The 15,983-nt window shown below is 34.6% G+C and carries 16 protein-coding genes; 10 read left to right on the forward strand and 6 right to left on the reverse strand.

Going from position 1 to position 15,983, the window contains the following annotated elements:
• Positions 1-13: 13 nt before the first annotated feature.
• Positions 14-1,198, reverse strand: a complete 1,185-nt coding sequence (locus tag H9636_RS08755; RefSeq protein ID WP_191707243.1) for an MFS transporter — start codon at positions 1,196-1,198, stop codon at positions 14-16.
• A gap of 190 nt (positions 1,199-1,388) precedes the next feature.
• Here H9636_RS08755 and H9636_RS08760 point away from each other — a divergent pair, with 190 nt between their 5' ends.
• The 4 genes from H9636_RS08760 (at position 1,389) to H9636_RS08775 (ending at position 4,832) form a co-directional block, all read left to right on the forward strand.
• Positions 1,389-1,760: a winged helix-turn-helix transcriptional regulator gene (locus H9636_RS08760; RefSeq protein ID WP_191707244.1), complete on the forward strand. Its 372-nt coding sequence runs from the start codon at positions 1,389-1,391 to the stop codon at positions 1,758-1,760.
• Positions 1,761-1,917: 157 nt separating this feature from the next.
• A complete protein-coding gene (locus tag H9636_RS08765) occupies positions 1,918-2,667 on the forward strand; it encodes an SDR family NAD(P)-dependent oxidoreductase (RefSeq protein WP_191707245.1) in 750 nt (249 codons plus the stop codon).
• A 382-nt stretch (positions 2,668-3,049) separates the two neighbouring features.
• Positions 3,050-4,222: a ParM/StbA family protein gene (locus tag H9636_RS08770; RefSeq protein WP_191707246.1), complete on the forward strand. Its 1,173-nt coding sequence runs from the start codon at positions 3,050-3,052 to the stop codon at positions 4,220-4,222.
• Positions 4,223-4,235: 13 nt separating this feature from the next.
• The gene (locus H9636_RS08775; protein ID WP_191707247.1) at positions 4,236-4,832 is read left to right on the forward strand and encodes a hypothetical protein; all 597 of its coding nucleotides are present in this window, start codon (positions 4,236-4,238) and stop codon (positions 4,830-4,832) included.
• 26 nt (positions 4,833-4,858) lie between these two features.
• Here the strand turns inward: H9636_RS08775 and H9636_RS08780 are convergent, their stop codons facing one another.
• Entirely contained in the window at positions 4,859-5,533 is a 675-nt protein-coding gene (locus H9636_RS08780; RefSeq protein WP_191707248.1) for a hypothetical protein, read from the reverse strand.
• A 242-nt stretch (positions 5,534-5,775) separates the two neighbouring features.
• Between H9636_RS08780 and H9636_RS08785 the strand changes: the two genes are divergently transcribed.
• From H9636_RS08785 to H9636_RS08795, 3 genes are read left to right on the forward strand one after another with little or no spacing between them, the layout of a single operon-like run.
• Positions 5,776-6,525 carry a methionine ABC transporter ATP-binding protein gene (locus tag H9636_RS08785; protein WP_191707249.1) on the forward strand — a complete coding sequence of 250 codons (750 nt, stop codon included), beginning with the start codon at positions 5,776-5,778 and terminating at the stop codon, positions 6,523-6,525.
• Positions 6,518-7,180 (forward strand): methionine ABC transporter permease, encoded by a 663-nt coding sequence (locus tag H9636_RS08790; RefSeq protein WP_191707250.1) that lies wholly within the window; start codon positions 6,518-6,520, stop codon positions 7,178-7,180. Before H9636_RS08785 ends, H9636_RS08790 begins: the two co-directional genes overlap by 8 nt.
• 18 nt (positions 7,181-7,198) lie before the next feature.
• Complete coding sequence (locus H9636_RS08795; protein ID WP_191707251.1) at positions 7,199-8,026, forward strand: MetQ/NlpA family ABC transporter substrate-binding protein; 828 nt, start codon at positions 7,199-7,201, stop codon at positions 8,024-8,026.
• A gap of 86 nt (positions 8,027-8,112) precedes the next feature.
• On the opposite strand, the gene H9636_RS08800 is transcribed toward H9636_RS08795, so the two are convergent.
• Positions 8,113-8,964 (reverse strand): dimethylarginine dimethylaminohydrolase family protein, encoded by an 852-nt coding sequence (locus tag H9636_RS08800; protein WP_191707252.1) that lies wholly within the window; start codon positions 8,962-8,964, stop codon positions 8,113-8,115.
• A gap of 179 nt (positions 8,965-9,143) precedes the next feature.
• On the opposite strand from H9636_RS08800, the gene H9636_RS08805 reads away from it, so the two are divergent.
• Together H9636_RS08805 and H9636_RS08810 are read left to right on the forward strand one after the other, a co-directional pair.
• Positions 9,144-10,553: a polysaccharide deacetylase family protein gene (locus H9636_RS08805; protein WP_191707253.1), complete on the forward strand. Its 1,410-nt coding sequence runs from the start codon at positions 9,144-9,146 to the stop codon at positions 10,551-10,553.
• A gap of 246 nt (positions 10,554-10,799) precedes the next feature.
• On the forward strand, positions 10,800-11,294 hold the full coding sequence (locus H9636_RS08810; protein WP_191707254.1) for a hypothetical protein: 495 nt from the start codon (positions 10,800-10,802) through the stop codon (positions 11,292-11,294).
• A gap of 47 nt (positions 11,295-11,341) precedes the next feature.
• Here H9636_RS08810 and H9636_RS08815 read toward each other — a convergent pair whose 3' ends face one another.
• Together H9636_RS08815 and H9636_RS08820 are read right to left on the reverse strand one after the other, a co-directional pair.
• On the reverse strand, positions 11,342-12,640 hold the full coding sequence (locus tag H9636_RS08815; RefSeq protein ID WP_191707255.1) for a globin-coupled sensor protein: 1,299 nt from the start codon (positions 12,638-12,640) through the stop codon (positions 11,342-11,344).
• 169 nt (positions 12,641-12,809) lie between these two features.
• Positions 12,810-13,553: an SDR family NAD(P)-dependent oxidoreductase gene (locus H9636_RS08820; RefSeq protein WP_191707256.1), complete on the reverse strand. Its 744-nt coding sequence runs from the start codon at positions 13,551-13,553 to the stop codon at positions 12,810-12,812.
• Between the two features lie 394 nt (positions 13,554-13,947).
• On the opposite strand from H9636_RS08820, the gene sfsA reads away from it, so the two are divergent.
• On the forward strand, positions 13,948-14,637 hold the full coding sequence (sfsA, locus tag H9636_RS08825) for a DNA/RNA nuclease SfsA (RefSeq protein WP_191707257.1): 690 nt from the start codon (positions 13,948-13,950) through the stop codon (positions 14,635-14,637).
• A gap of 67 nt (positions 14,638-14,704) precedes the next feature.
• On the opposite strand, the gene H9636_RS08830 is transcribed toward sfsA, so the two are convergent.
• Positions 14,705-15,244, reverse strand: a complete 540-nt coding sequence (locus tag H9636_RS08830) for an ECF transporter S component (RefSeq protein ID WP_191707258.1) — start codon at positions 15,242-15,244, stop codon at positions 14,705-14,707.
• Positions 15,245-15,983 lie beyond the last annotated feature (739 nt).

Below are 15,983 nucleotides of genomic sequence, written 5' to 3' on the forward strand. Positions count from 1 at the left end.
AGTTTAATTACAGTCAGGCGTCTTTTTTTTCAAGTGAACGACTATACCCTGTTAAAAGGACGGCTGCTAAAACCATAAGAGCTCCTATCCAAGTTGTATGAATGATTCCAATAGAGTTTGTCACAAGACCACCTAAGAAGGAGCCAAGTGCAATTCCGGCATTAAATGCGGCAATATTAATAGCCGACGCTACGTCTACTGCAGAAGGAACATAGCGTTCTGCCAACATAACGACATAAACTTGTAGACCCGGTACATTCATAAACGCCATCAGTCCCATAAAGAATATCGTGATTAATCCAACGACTTTATAAGGGATTGTAAAGTACAAAATGAATAGAATAACGGCTTGAATTATAAACATATAAAATAATGCTTTAATGGGATTTTGGTTGGAAAGTTTTCCACCTACCATATTCCCAATGGCAATGGCTATACCGTAAATAAGTAAAATGATAGCAACTGTATCTTCTTTTAACCCAGTGATATTTTGTAGTAATGGTGCTAAATAAGTGAAAACTACGAAGGTTCCTCCGTATCCTAAAGCGGTAATGATAAATATTAATAATAAACGACCATTTGTAATGAGTTTTAATTGATCTTTAATTTTAGTAAGCTTCCCTTTTCGTAAATCTGATGGTACAAGAATACTATTCGCGATAAGGGCAATGACCCCAATTAATACAATTACGAGAAAGGCCACTCTCCAACCCATTTGTTGGCCGATAAATGTCCCAAAAGGAACTCCAGTAACCGTTGCGACTGTCAGTCCGGTAAACATAATGGAAATGGCACTAGCTCTTTTATTCTCTGGTACTAAATCAGCTGCAATCGTTGATCCGATGGACATGAAAACTCCATGGGAAAAGGCAGAAATCACTCGAGCTCCTAGTAATACCCCGATGTTAGTAGCAACTGCAGCGATGCTATTCCCTAAAATAAATATAATCATAATCCAAATTAATAAAGTTTTACGTGGCACTCTAGAAGTAACTGAAGTTAAAATAGGTGCTCCAAATGTTACGCCTAACGCGTATAAAGAAACCGTTAAACCCGCTGTAGTAACGGATATATTTAAATCCTCGGCAATTAAAGGCAATAGTCCGACACTAATAAACTCTGTAGTGCCTATGGCAAATGCACTCACTGCAAGGGCTAACAAGGCGAAAGTACTTCGTTTATTATTTGTAGACGACATAATTTTTCCTCCTAATCATTTTAGTAACAGATTGTTCCTTTCACTTAGCGCTACAGTGAATATGTTCTTTTCAACCCGCAGATGCTATTATGAGATAAAAAGATTTAAAAGAGAAGTACGTACTTTAAAGTGATATAGGCACAAGAAAGTACTATAGGAACTTTAAAGTACCTATAAAGGAGAATTTAGTATGCAACAAAAGAAGTACAATATATCTGTAGAAGCTACTTTAGAAGTAATTGGTGGAAAGTGGAAATGCGTCATTTTATGTCACTTAACCCACGGAAAGAAACGTACAAATGAATTAAAACGTCTTATGCCGAACATAACGCAAAAAATGTTAACCCAACAGTTGCGGGAATTAGAGGAAGATGGAGTTATAAATCGAATTGTCTATAATCAAGTACCACCAAAAGTGGAATATGAATTAAGTGAGTATGGATGGAGTTTGAAAGGGATTTTGGATGCCCTTTGTTCGTGGGGAGAAAATCATATAACAAAAGTATATGGTGATAAATTTGCAGTTCTAGAAGAGAATATTTTAAATGAACATTTAAAGTAGTAGGATCAGTATCTTTCAACTAGATTATTTTAATTGGGCTTATAGTATTTACTTTATTGAATATAATAATTTTAGGCTTTAGTGGTTTACATTAACATAGATTTCTAATCAACAATATTCAATACATTACACGTACTAGAACAAGGAGGAAATATAAGTGTCAGAACGTTTTAAAGGGAAAGTAGTTATCGTTACGGGTGGTGCAAGTGGAATTGGTGAAGCGGCAGTAAAGCAATTTGTACAAGAGGGTGCAAAGGTCGTTATCTCAGATATGTCAGATAAAGGGAAGAATTTGTCTGATCAACTTAATAGTGAAGGAAATGAAACAACTTATATTCGAACAGATGTAACTAATGAAGAGGACGTTAAAAATCTTATTGATGCTACAGTTGAGAAATATGGTAGTGTCGACGTACTTTTTGCAAATGCAGGAATCGGTGGCATGACAGTTGTACATGAAACAGATTATTCGGAGTGGAAGAAAATAGTTGATGTTAACTTGAATGGTGTTTTCTTATGTAACAAATATGCAATTGCACAAATGTTAAAGCAAGAAAACGGAGGAGCAATCGTTAATAATGATTCAATCCATGGTTTTGTAGGGAAAGCAGGCGTAGGTGCTTATAGTGCAGCAAAAGGTGGAGTAAAACTATTAACGCAAACGGCAACTGCCGAGTATGCTTCTAAAGGTATCCGAATAAATAATGTAAATCCGGGTTATATTGATACGCCTTTGCTCGCTGGTTTAACACCAGAAATGCGACAAGAGCTAATTAACCTTCATCCGATTGGTAGATTAGGAAAACCAGAGGAAGTGGCGAAAGCAGTTGCCTTCCTTGCAAGTGATGATGCGTCATTTATTACAGGGGCAAGTCTCTTAGTAGATGGTGGGTATACAGCTATTTAAATATGTGGACGATAACAAAGCTCAACCATTAGCATCGACTAATGGTTGAGTTTTTTATTTTAGGCCGTAAGGATAGTTACTCTGATTTTAAAAAGAATCCCAATATTCGTTTCGTCTACAAAAATGTTTGCAAGTTTACAAATAGTAAACTACATGTAGGCAATTTTGTTTACATGTAAACAAACTCGTTTACATGGGATAATAGCAAGATGTAAACAAATTTGTTACTAAAGATTACCGAAATGTCTACAAAACACAACAGTTTACAAGATGTTTACAGTTATATATCTTTTAGGTAATGCCAATTGAAGAATGTAGAAATCTCCTATAACCTTTAAGTTAGAAGTAAGGTTTTACTAAACTAATGAAAAGGAATGATTAAATGATGAACACTCGAATGGCAGCTGTTGATGTTGGTAATGATTCCATTAAAGCTATTTTTGGAGAATTAGAGTATGAGTTAAATATTCCTAATATTATGGCAATTGACACGGAAGATCGACCGGTAATTGGAAAAGAAGAATTAGATAATAAAAATCCATTAGAAGGAATTCATATTAAAGTACATTCACCTGCATTGAAAGAAAATAATGCGATCTATCGTGTAGGTCATTTGGCAACGAAAAGTGGCAATGCTACGGAACTAGATCCGGGAAGTGCAAAATCCGAAGAAGATCAAACATTAGTCATGCTTTTTGCAACGTTAGCATTAGATGCTGTTCATGAAAAAAATACGAGCCAGTTCCCTCGTACAAAAAATGTGATTGATGCAAATTATACCCTTGGAACGGGCCTACCTCTACGTGAAGTAAAGGAAGGAAAGGATGCAGGATATCGCTCTAAATTAGTTGGTTCTGTCCACCAAGTAGAGTTTCTAGTTACACCAAAATATCAAGGGTTAAAGGTAAATATTAAATTCAATGAGGTAAAGATATATCCAGAAGGATTTGCCGCTTACATTAATCTCGTAATGGACAATCAACTAAAAGTTATTAATAAAGATTTAATCGATAAAAGAATTATCATCCAAGATATAGGAGGACTATCAACGGATATTGCCGTCATTAAAAACCGAAATGTTGATGATGATAAAGCACAAGGATTTAATCTAGGTGTATCGGAATCATTAGAGGCAATTAGAGAAGAAATTCGCTCCAAACATGGTATTGAATTGGATAGTCGTCGTGATGTTGTTGAAATTATTACGAGGAAAAATGATCGGAATCATATTATGGTAAAGGGAAGTCGGACAAGTGTCCATGATATTACAGACCGGATCTTACTTGAACTAGCTAAAAAGCAATACCGTCTATTAAGAAATGTTTGGCAAAAAAATTCCCAAACAGAAATCTGCTATTTTGTAGGTGGAGGAGCTAATGTATTAAAAGAATATATAAAAACATTAAATAACAATTTAGATGGATATAATATTGAATTTTTTGAAGATGAAAAAGAGAGCATTTGGATGATGGCCAATGCTTATTATAAACTTATTACGGATTTTGCCCGAAAGATGGAAAAGCCGAAATCACCTCAAGAACCTGTGAAAAATTAATTAGGGTGATCATATGAAAAGCTCAAATTCTAATGAGATAAAGAGGGGACAAGCCATTTCATTTCGTATCCCTTCCGATACACCTGACCATCTACTGAAACATTTACAAAAGCTAAAGGAAATTGAAAGACGGAATTTCTCAAGTAAAATTGCCGAGTTTGTCTTGCGAGGGGTCGGTCAATCTTTTTCGAAGGAAAGGGAAACGATTACGATTCCCCTTCCTCATAGTTTAAGCAAATCCCAACGAGACTGGCTAAAACATGAGCATTCAGAGGCGCTACTAGGAACGATACTTTACCAACTTTTAATGGATCCTGTTCGTGCCACTGCTTTGTTATCATCTTTAAATAGTAACTCCTTAGATATAGATGAAGCTTTGTATTTACCAGAAGAGATGTACAAAGAGTCATCCATTAAAGAAACAACTTATGGGGAAGATAGTAAAGGAACACCTACTGACGGGAATATAGAAATGATGGATGATTTGGACACCTTTGATTGGGACAAAGCAACACAACATCAATCGATTAATGTGGAAGAAGAACCGACAGACATGGAAAATGATCTCGACAGTTTATTAGGAGATTTTCTAAGTAAAATGAATAAGTAGTATATAAATTTTTAAAATCTCACCTTTTAAGAAAGGCGGGATTTTTCTTGTATTAGTCGTTTTTGTTGATAAGCCTTTGTTGCAAGTAGTGCAACTATTAAAAGAAATTCGGCTATATTATGAGGAGCATTGATTTGCAAAAGATAATTGAGTATAGGGACTAATCCCATAGAAAGAATGCCAATAAAGTACCATGGCCATCTTTGTTTCCACCAAACCAAAATGGAAGTTATTAATAAAATAATGGATACGCCAATAATCATAACAGGAATGTCTTCTTCATTCTTTGTATAACTTAAAACCCCATTCTTCCAAGTAGGCTCTAAAGAGAAACTAGGAACTAGTGAGTATAATTCGAAGATGATGAAAAAAAGTGTAAGAAAGATAACGAGCCATTGTATTCCTTTTTTTGAAGCCCATTTTATCTTAGTATTTACTATCGTATGCCAGGCAAAAAGCACGAGTAGAGGGGTAATCAATGCATGTAACCAATAACGTATTTCATTTAAAGCTTTCAGTAAATCGCCTTCCCCTATAAACTTTCCTAAAGCTAGAATTCCGTTATCATAGAGCAAGGCTATTATAACGAGTAATAGAACATTACTGACGTCGATCCAGCCATCCTGTTTAGCTAAAAGGATACCTATTATCAATAAAATGAAGAACGCAATAGTAAGTAAAAAGTAAATAATGGTATCCATAAAAATTGCCCTTCTTTCTCTTTTTCAACAGAGAATTTAAAATCTTCCTTAGTATAAATGTATACCTTGATTTTATTCAAAAATCATTATAAATTTACAATGGATTATTGAACTATTAAAAGGTAAAAGTAGAGCCGGTAGTTAGTTACTTTGAAAACTAAACGAAAATGACAACCATCTTTTATTGGGCTATAATGAGAAGAATTGACATCACCCTTCCCATCATAGAAAGGGGTTTTTTTATGCTTAAATTAGATCGTGTTTCAAAAAGCTTTTCAACGTTTCAAGCAGTAAAATCAGTTTCTTTAACGATTAATCAGGGGGAAATCCATGGCATAATTGGGGCAAGTGGCGCTGGTAAATCGACTTTATTAAGATTAATGAATTTGTTGGAAGTCCCAGATGAAGGCGAAGTAGAAATAAATGGTCAACAACTAACAAGTATGAATAGTAAAAAACTTCGACAAGTTCGCAAATCATTAGGAATGATATTTCAGCATTTTAATTTAGTTGCCAATAAAACGGTTTATGACAATGTCGTTATACCTTTAGAATTGGCAAACTACCCAAGAGCAGAACGACGAAGCCGCGTTATGGAGTGTCTTCAATTTGTTGGTTTGGATAGTTTAATGGATAAATATCCTGCCCAATTAAGCGGTGGCCAAAAACAGCGGGTTGCGATAGCTAGAGCATTAGCGAACAAGCCGCAAGTATTATTATGTGATGAGCCAACCTCTGCCCTAGATCCAAGTACTACTGCTGATATATTAACGGTATTAGAAAATATTAATAAAAGTTTAGGCGTGACAATTGTTATCGTCAGTCATGAGATGGAAGTCATTCGAAGTATTTGTAATCGCGTAACGGTCATGGCAGACGGAGAAATTTATGACACAGTAAAATGTAAACCAACGGGAATATTAAATAAAGAGAATAGCCCAAAATACTTTGTCGAACAACTAACAAAGGATGTTGAGATAGATCATGCTTGATACTTTAGGTCAATATGAAACGGAGATTTGGCAAGCGATTGGAGAAACCTTTGTCATGGTAGGAGTTTCTATCCTTGCAGCCGTTCTAATCGGTCTCCCAGTTGGGACATTACTTTTTCTTTGCCGAAAAGGCAATATGCTAGAGAATCGATTCCTTTTCTCGACGTTCAATTTATTAGTCAATACAATCCGTTCCTTTCCGTTCCTATTATTAGTTGTCTTTTTAATACCGTTTACAAGATTCATTATCGGAACAGCTATCGGAACAATAGCAGCAACGGTGCCACTTTCGATAATCGCTATTGCCCACTATGCGCGGTTAGTCGAACAATCCTTACTGGACGTCCCAAAAGGAGTTATCGAAGCAGCAATTTCAATGGGTGCTTCTGTTAAAGAAGTGATTTTTAAATTTGTTTATGTAGAAGCTCGTTCAGGTCTCGTTCTTGGATTAACAACTTCGATTATTAGTTTTATTTCCTATTCAACAATCATGGGGGTAGTTGGTGGCGGTGGAATAGGGGATTTTGCTATTCGGTACGGGTACCAGCAATTTAAAACCGAATTAATGATTTATGTGATTATTATCATGGTCATACTTGTACAAATCATCCAATTTATTGGAACAAATCTATCGAGAATCATTGATAAAAGATAAAATACTGGAGGAAAAATCATGAAAAAAGTGCTTTCCCTTATAACTGTTTTTTTATTTATTTTGGCTGGTTGTGGCCAAACAGATGAAGCAAAAAATAATGAAAATGGACAAGATCAAAAGCAGGAGGAAGTAACATTAAAAGTAGCTTCATTAATCCCACCGATGACAGAAATTTTAGACCTTGTTAAACCAAAACTTGAAGAAGAAGGCATTCAACTTGAAGTGGTCGTATTAAGTGATAATGTCCAACCGAACAGTGCTCTTGCAGCAGGTGAAGTGGATGCGAATTTCTTCCAACATGTTCCGTACATGGAGGAATTCAATCGAAACAATGATGCAGATTTAGTCCCTGTTGAACCAATCTATTTTGCGAATTACGGTGTTTACTCAAAAAATTATAAATCAATGGAAGAGTTACCTGAAGGTGCTGTTGTTGCAATTGCCAATGACATTTCTAACGTGGATCGCTCATTATCCTTGTTAGCCCAACATAATGTTATAAAATTAAAAGAAAAAACGGATAATTATTATACAAAAGCCGATATTATCGAAAATCCAAAAAATTTAAAGTTTGAAGAAGTCGATTTGTTAATGTTAGCGAGAATGTATGATGATGCAGATGCTGTCGTTATGACACCTGCTTATGCAGCACCACTAGGATTAACGCCGAAAAGTGATGCGCTCCTTACTGAAGGAGTGGAAAATGACTTTGCTATTACTTTAGTTGCTCGTAAAGATAATGTAGATTCTGAAGCGATTCAAAAATTAGCAGAGGCGATGACAAGTCCAGAAGTGAAAAAGTTTTTAGAAGAAAATTATGATGAAACAGCTATTCCTGCTTTCTAAAATTTTTCTTTTAAAGACAGCTTTTTAACAAAATAAAGCCCATATAAACAACCTATTATATTTAAGGTTGTTTATATGGGCATTTTTTAGCTTTCGCGTAAAATCGGAAGGGTACAGCACCGGAAGGAACCACCTGATTTAATAATTTCCGTAATGTCGACTTCAATTACCTCAAAGCCCCGTTTTCGCAGTTGATTATTTACATTGGTATTTACAGGTAAGCTAAATAATCGTTTGTTCCCGATACTCAACACATTTGTACCTAATTGAAATTGTTCTTCTTCTGAAACCTCTATTAAATCATAACGAGAGGCGAATAAGTCAATTTCCTTTTGTGATAAGGCTTTCGGATAGATTAGGGCGACATTAGGAGAAATAACATTAAATACACAGTCCAAATGTAAGTATCTTTCTTTAAAAGGAATTGTGACGATTTGAAAGTCAGTTAACAGACGTTGTAGTTGATCGGCTGCTTTTTGGTTTGTTCGGTTACTTAGTCCAACATATACTGTATCCCGATCTATGAGAACATCTCCACCTTCTATTAACTCTTCAACTAAATTATAATAGGAGATTTCTTCGTCCTCTAACCATTGTTTTAATACATTTTCCTCTCCTGCACGAACATCTGTTGCCATGTTTGCGACAAAGATAGTTTGACCTAATGTAAAACCGATATCCCGTGTGAAGACCTGTTCTGGATACTTTTTATGGTAAGGCAGTAAAATTACATCAATATCATGATTTTTAAGGGTTTTAACAAATTCCTCATGCTGCTGAAGGGCCCGTTCAATATGAATGCCTTCATCTATAAAATGTTCTTGCGTCTCATTTATGACTTCTCGAATTGTCATATATTGAGGTTGGCAAAGAATGACTCGTTTTAACGTATCGTATTCACTCATACAAAAGGTTTTGTAGTTCGTATATTCTTTCATTTTTAGACATCCTATCCGTTTCTTTTAGTATTTATTTTTTCCTAAAACTCCGATTATTATGACCAATTGATAGAAGGGAAAAATTCTTTTAAATTGTTTCAAGTTCATATTGTTAATACCTATCTCGGAGCGTATAATGGGAACTGTTTACAACAAGAGAAGTTAGAAGGTGTCATGTGATGAAAGCTAAAAGAATCATTATATTTGTATTATCTATTTTTGTATTTTTAGGAGCTATTCTATTATTCAAATCTTTATTAGTAAAGAATGATGGAAGTGACACTTCTAATGAAAAGAATAGTAGTAAAAAGACGGAAGCGTCTGCATACTCTGGAGTGAATATCGTATCGGAAGTGTTTGATGAAACGACTTTTCATATCGCAATTCATTATCCAAAATTTAAAGATGAACAGTTAAATCAAGGAATTGCCGATTATGTATCGGAATCTAAGCAAAATTTCTTAAATGAAGTAAAAAACAATAAGGAATTTCTTAAAGAAAATATAGCGGAATTGAATATATCATTTAATATTTACCCGGTAATTGATAATGTTTACTCCATCGTTTTTTCAAATGAAAGTTACGTTGTCGGAGCAAATGGTACACAAAGTACAAAAGTATTTTTAGTTGATATACATAACAATCAATATATACAACAAACAGCTATTTTAAATGATAACGAACAAAATCGGGATAAAATTTATGAATTATTACGAAATGCCTTTGAACAATCGGAACAATATAGTCTATATTTCTTCAAAGAAGATTTAAAGAATTGGATCGAAGATGAAGATAATCACTTCTCTAATATGTATCTCACTGATAAGTCAGTCGTCTTCAAATTTAACGAATATGAAGTTACTGCTGGTGCTGCAGGTACGCCTGAAATTTCGATTCCATTTGATCAATTTAAAGAATTTTTAACAGATGAGTGGAAAAATAAATTGGCCGTTGAAGTTGAGCCTGATCATCAAACGGTACCACCGAAAGTAAATAATGGAGAAGATTCAGAGAAACCTTCAGATAAAGGCGCATCTACGGGTGGAAAACGTGTCGCTCTTACATTTGATGATGGACCACACCCAAAAAATACAGAGAAAATTCTTAAATTATTAGATAAATATAATGCTAAAGCAACCTTTTTTATGCTCGGTAATCGAGTAGACTTCTATCCGAATATTGTAAAAGATATAGCTAGTAAGGGGCATGAATTAGGTAATCATACATGGAGTCATAAAGATTTAACGACTTTAAGTAATGATGAAGTTAAAAAGGAAGTCAAGCAGACCAATGAAGCAATTTTAAAAGCTGTAGGAGAATATCCTACGGTTTTCCGACCTCCTTACGGCGCGATAAATGACCGGGTCGATGAGGTAAGTGGAATGCCAGCTACATTATGGACAATAGATACACTTGATTGGAAATCCCATGATCCGAAAGCCATTTTGAGTATAGTAAAAGAAAATGTGAAAGATGGTTCTGTCATTTTAATGCATGACATTCATGCAACTACGGTAGAGGCATTAGAGCCAGTGTTGAAGTTTTTAAAAGAAGAAGGTTATGAATGTGTAACGGTCTCGAATATTTAGTCCAACTAAATTTCCCCGTTGTTCGAAAAAAATATAGTTTGATATATTCAAAAGAAATAAGGACATCCTTTCCCAATTGGTGAACAGCCCTGAATCTATTTTTTCGGGGCAGTTCATGGAGGGCGAAGGGTGTCTTTATTTATAATAAGGAGTAATTTACATTACCACATTTATTAAATAAACGTTTAACATAAACTAATAGAGTACTAAAGTTTTCACCTTTTGATAATTAGGGGGAGTAGGTAAATGAAGAAATATCGGGTAGCGGTGATACTAGTTGCGGTGCTTGGTGTAGCTTATTGGTGGGTAACAAATGAAATGGAAGATGCTGAATATCATTCGGAACAAATCGAAAAAGAACGGAAAAACCAATTTTTCTCTGAGCTTAATAGCATCTATGGCTACTACTATTCTTCGAATGATGGATCAATACAACTATTCTTAAAAATCAACGAGGCACTTCGCGAGGGGGAAGTGACGGCAACTCTCCGTGTAATGGAACATATAGGAAATGGGGAAAAACAATATAAGGAAACAAAGTATGAATTGAACGGCATAACTGATGGGAAAATACTGGAGTTCTTTACAACTGTAGATGGAGAATCGGTTAAGTTGGAAGGGCATTTTGATGGAGATGCTAAAAGCTTCGATTTATCATTATGGATGGCTGAAGAGAAAGTGCCTTTTCATGCTATAACGGAAGAAGAATATATTCAAATGAGTAAAGATAGCAAAAAGTAGAGTAGTTTTTACAAAAGATAAAAAGGGTCCTTAAAGGGCCCTTAATTTTAATATTCCTGCATTTGTTGATTTAATTCATCTGCCAATTCTGCAACTTTTTGACCTGCTTCACCAATTTCTTTTAATGCACTTGTGAATTTTATCATTTCTTGGTTGTTTCGCTCGTTCTGTTCTTTACTAGCACTGCTGGCTGCTAAAATTTCGTCAAAACTATTCACCGTATCTTGTACATTTTGATTAGCTGATAATGTTTTATTATTAACGTCGTTTATTTGATTGACCACTTCTTCGATTTGCTTCGTTGTGGAAGCGACCAGCTCTTTAATATCGCTTGAAGAATCTTTTGTTTGTTCTGCTAACTTTCTAACCTCTGCTGCTACTACAGAAAATCCTTTGCCATGTTCCCCTGCTCTTGCTGCTTCAATTGCTGCATTTAACGCTAATAAATTTGTCTGTTCCGCAATAGAAGTAATAACGGAAACGATATCTCCAATTTCCCTTGAGTTTGCTTCTAATGAACTAATACTTGTTTTAATATCATTTACACTATTTTTTAAAGAAAGGGTTTGTTCAATAACTTGATCTAACTGTTTTCTTCCAGTCATAGACGTTTCAGAAGTAATAATAGCTGATTGCAAACCTTCGTTTATGTCTGACTTTATACTTTCGGAGCGAACAATGGCATCGGCAACGGATGCGCCAACTTCTTCTGACATAGCTGCCAGTTCCTCTGTAATAGCGCCAATGTTTTGCTTTACGTTTTGTTTCGCTTGAATTTCTTTCGCTGCGGCAGCTTCGTTTTGTAGTTCTTGCAGAGCTGATAGGCAAAGTTGTAATTCTAAATTGAAAATTTTATTTGTTACTTTTAATGCTAGTGTTAAGCTCTCCAAATCGTCTTTATATTCTTCATGAAGGATATCAATAATCTTGTTTAAAAAAGCTTGGTTTGTGCAAAGGTACCATCTAACTTCAACCCCAACCTTTAAATAATATTTACCGATTTGATATCTTTTAGCAGCAAACTCATCATCGATGATTCCATCAAAAAAGCTGATGACGTATTGCTGACAACCCGCTAGATCGATTCCTAATGGTGTCATATCTACGACTTTTCGTATTCCTTCAAAGGAATGATTATAAATAGGGTTATATATTTTCTCAATGTTGTCGTGAATAAGAGGTTGTATTGCCTTCGCTACAGCTAAATCTTCCAAAGTAAGTTCAATGATAGATAACTGTTGAAGTAAATTAGGGTATTGATGAATGTTTATTTTTACATGTTGCTTTTGTTTATCCGCTTCTTCTCTCAATTTCAACGATTTTTCTCTTTTTGTGAATATACTCATGAGCTACACCCTTTTAAAAAAATTTATAAGTATTTATCGTCGAATAAAAATTTTTTTAAATAGGTACAACCCACCATCATCTAAAATAACATGTTTAGGTGTGCGCTAAATCATTTTATAAAACAAAAAAGCAAAGGAGAATAAATTATCCCTTTGCTTATCAAATAAATTATTTCGCAGTATATCCACCATCAACAAGGATTGTAGTACCTGTTACAAAGTCATTTTCTGCTAAGAAAACAACAGCATGGGCAATTTCTTCTGGTTTACCTAAACGACCGATAGGATGCTTTTCGACTAAGCTATCGTAAAAATCACCAAGCGCTTCTTTGTTAACCAAACCTGTTTCAATAAATCCTGGGGCTACGGCATTTACTCGAATATTACGATTAGCATATTCTAAAGCAGCTGATTTTGTTATTAAGTTAACAGCACCTTTACTAGCAGCATAAGGAATAGAAGTTGGTTCACCAACACTTCCTAAAATGGATGAAGTGTTAATGATTGAACCTCCACCTGTTTTAAGCATTTCACGAAGTGCATATTTCATCCCATAAAATACACCGTCTTGGTTAACGGCAATGACACGTTTATATTCATCATCTGTTAATTCATGAGTTGGTTTTTGAATACCGATTCCAGCATTATTAAAAATGACATCAAGTTGACCGAATTGGGAAACGGTTTGTGATACAAGGTTTTCAACGGATTTTTCATCAGCTACATTTACTTCTATAAATAAAACATCTGTATAGTGTTCTTTTAATGTATGGACTACTTCTTCCCCGGCTTCCTTATTATAATCACCAATTACAACTTTAGAACCTTTTTCTAAAAAAGCTTTTGCAGTAGCTAACCCAATACCAGATGCACCGCCAGTGACGATCACAACCTTGTCTTTTAAATCTGTCATCAAAATACCTCCATGAGTTAAAAAATTTCCATGCTCTCATCTATTGTTTATAATTTTCTTGTTTATATACTTCAAAATCATAACGAGTATCATTGGGAGAAATAATTTCCCCAGTAATCAATTGTTCTATAATATTTCTTTAGTGTTCATGTGATGAACAGGTTAAATGTAACATCCTTTTAAAAAAGTAAGGTAAACAGAAATACAAAAAGTGAAGTTTAACCAACAAATATAACGATTTTTGTTGAATATTTATAGAATAGAGTTATGGAATCAACTCATATCTTTTCAATCATCACAAGAAGCATTTTTATGTAACTTTGGGTTAAAAGGCAACTCTTGTTATACTTGAGACAAGAAAACGTAATTGGAATTGATATAGGAAGTGAAGTAAATGCAGTATGGTGAAATAATCGAAGGAAGATTTAGTAATCGAATAAACCGATTTATCGCTGAAGTTTTTATCGATGGGATGTTAGAAAGGGTACATGTGAAAAATACAGGCCGTTTAAGAGAACTTCTTCTACCCGATGCAAAAGTGCTTCTAGAACGAAATAATCATCCTAATCGGAAAACAAAGTTTTCTCTTATAGCAGTTGTAAAGAATGGGGATTGGGTTAATATTGATTCCCAAGCTCCAAATTTGGTTGCCTTTGATGCATTAAAAGAAGGAAAGCTGTTGGAATTTGGAAAGGTAGATACGGTTAAAAAAGAAGTTACCTATGGTAGTTCCCGTTTCGATTTATTTTTTGAACAAGGTGACCAAAAGGGATTTATTGAAGTAAAGGGTGTTACCCTTGAAAGGGAGGGAATGGCGATGTTCCCTGATGCCCCCACTGTAAGGGGAACAAAACATGTATTAGAGTTAGTAAAGGCAGCTCGTGAAGGCTACAGTTGTTCTATTTTATTTATTATTCAATTAAAAGGATGCCATGGGTTTATCCCTAATAGGGAAACGGACCCAGCCTTTGCAGATGCTTTGTTACAAGCGTACGAAACAGGGGTCCGGATTTTAGCCTATGATGCGATGGTTAAAAAAGACGGATTAATATTAAGTGAATCACTTCCGGTTTATTTATCGTAATCTATTGTTAAAAGATACGATTCAGACGATAAAGGAGGGGGCTAAAAAAAGCTCCCTCCTTTCGTCATTATTTAAAAAAAGATACTTTTTTCAGTACAGCACAAACAGGTATTGCAACAACGATACCTACTACATTTTGAACGATGTTTCCTGGTATAGAAGCTACAGGAACAATCCAGTTATGAAAAAGAATTCCTTCACAAATATAATATCCTACTAACATAACAGGAACGGAAAGGATGGTAGCGAAGAGGTTAAAAGTAATACTGCTGCCATTTCGCCCTTTCGACCAAGCGATTTTCCCAACGACATATCCTTGTAAACCACGGGCAACTAGCGTAAAAGGTGCCCATAATGTCCAGCCAGAGATTAAATCGAACAAGCCCATTCCAATAGCGCCAGCAATTGCTCCTTTTTTAGGACCAAAAAGAATGGATGTGATAAAAAGCATTGCTGTCCCTAGGTGGACTAAACCACCATTAGCCGTAATTGGTAATTTAATATTTAAAAAAACCGTCGCAACAAAGACGAGAGCAATAAGCATAGCGGATAGAACCATATCGAAAGTTTGGGAACGGGTATTTGAATGATTTTGTATTTTTTGCATGAATGTTACCTTCCTTATTTTAATGTATAGATAACATAGCAAAGGACTGATATTTATAAAAGTATCAATTTTATTAAAAATACAGTGGTCAGTTTATAGGAGATTCAATAAAACCATTCCCAATTTTGAAATAACAAAAATGTATCCATTCATTTAACAACTCTCTGCCAAAGTAAATTTAATTTTAAAACGATGTCGAAAATAGGCAGAGGGAGAAGGAACTTTAAGTAAACTTTTCTTGAATTTTATCTTTTTAAAAGGGCTGGTATTCAATTGGATTTAGTGAAATAGTCGCTATTTTTAAAATGAGATTAAATAGTAGAATCGTAAAATATTAAGGATATAAAAGGAAATATAATACTTTTATCCTTAACATATACTGTTCCATCAAATAGTAAATTTGATTGATAGAATGGAAATAGGTGGAAGGAATCATTTTTCTATCATTGTAAACTTGTAACGCTATTTATTAATAAAGATTTTAATAGAAAAGGGATTATTTAACTATTGTTTTATTCCCACTTAATACTTATAAGTAATTTGCGATATGGTACCAATTATTCAATTTACCAAATTATTGAAAGTAGCTTACAAAATTAGACAGAAATTAATCTCCCAATCGAATATAGTTATTGTTAACAACTAGAGATTAGGATGACACCTTTGTTTTCTGTTTACCTGGATATTATCGTTTAGGAAGGAGGGACAAGGTGTTTTTTAGTTGAACGTCAGGTGAACG

The sequence above is a fragment of the Ureibacillus galli genome (assembly GCF_014836845.1).
Lineage (GTDB): Bacteria > Bacillota > Bacilli > Bacillales_A > Planococcaceae > Ureibacillus > Ureibacillus galli.

Bases quoted from the DNA above. Each gene is read 5' to 3' on its own strand.
- H9636_RS08820 (WP_191707256.1), bottom strand. From the start codon at position 13,553: ATGACAGATTTAAAAGACAAGGTTGTGATCGTCACTGGCGGTGCATCT.
- H9636_RS08800 (WP_191707252.1), bottom strand. From the start codon at position 8,964: ATGAAAGAATATACGAACTACAAAACCTTTTGTATGAGTGAATACGAT.
- H9636_RS08760 (WP_191707244.1), top strand. From the start codon at position 1,389: ATGCAACAAAAGAAGTACAATATATCTGTAGAAGCTACTTTAGAAGTA.
- H9636_RS08770 (WP_191707246.1), top strand. From the start codon at position 3,050: ATGATGAACACTCGAATGGCAGCTGTTGATGTTGGTAATGATTCCATT.
- H9636_RS08790 (WP_191707250.1), top strand. From the start codon at position 6,518: ATGCTTGATACTTTAGGTCAATATGAAACGGAGATTTGGCAAGCGATT.
- H9636_RS08775 (WP_191707247.1), top strand. From the start codon at position 4,236: ATGAAAAGCTCAAATTCTAATGAGATAAAGAGGGGACAAGCCATTTCA.
- H9636_RS08810 (WP_191707254.1), top strand. From the start codon at position 10,800: ATGAAGAAATATCGGGTAGCGGTGATACTAGTTGCGGTGCTTGGTGTA.
- H9636_RS08780 (WP_191707248.1), bottom strand. From the start codon at position 5,533: ATGGATACCATTATTTACTTTTTACTTACTATTGCGTTCTTCATTTTA.
- sfsA (WP_191707257.1), top strand. From the start codon at position 13,948: ATGCAGTATGGTGAAATAATCGAAGGAAGATTTAGTAATCGAATAAAC.
- H9636_RS08785 (WP_191707249.1), top strand. From the start codon at position 5,776: ATGCTTAAATTAGATCGTGTTTCAAAAAGCTTTTCAACGTTTCAAGCA.
- H9636_RS08815 (WP_191707255.1), bottom strand. From the start codon at position 12,640: ATGAGTATATTCACAAAAAGAGAAAAATCGTTGAAATTGAGAGAAGAA.
- H9636_RS08795 (WP_191707251.1), top strand. From the start codon at position 7,199: ATGAAAAAAGTGCTTTCCCTTATAACTGTTTTTTTATTTATTTTGGCT.
- H9636_RS08755 (WP_191707243.1), bottom strand. From the start codon at position 1,198: ATGTCGTCTACAAATAATAAACGAAGTACTTTCGCCTTGTTAGCCCTT.
- H9636_RS08830 (WP_191707258.1), bottom strand. From the start codon at position 15,244: ATGCAAAAAATACAAAATCATTCAAATACCCGTTCCCAAACTTTCGAT.
- H9636_RS08805 (WP_191707253.1), top strand. From the start codon at position 9,144: ATGAAAGCTAAAAGAATCATTATATTTGTATTATCTATTTTTGTATTT.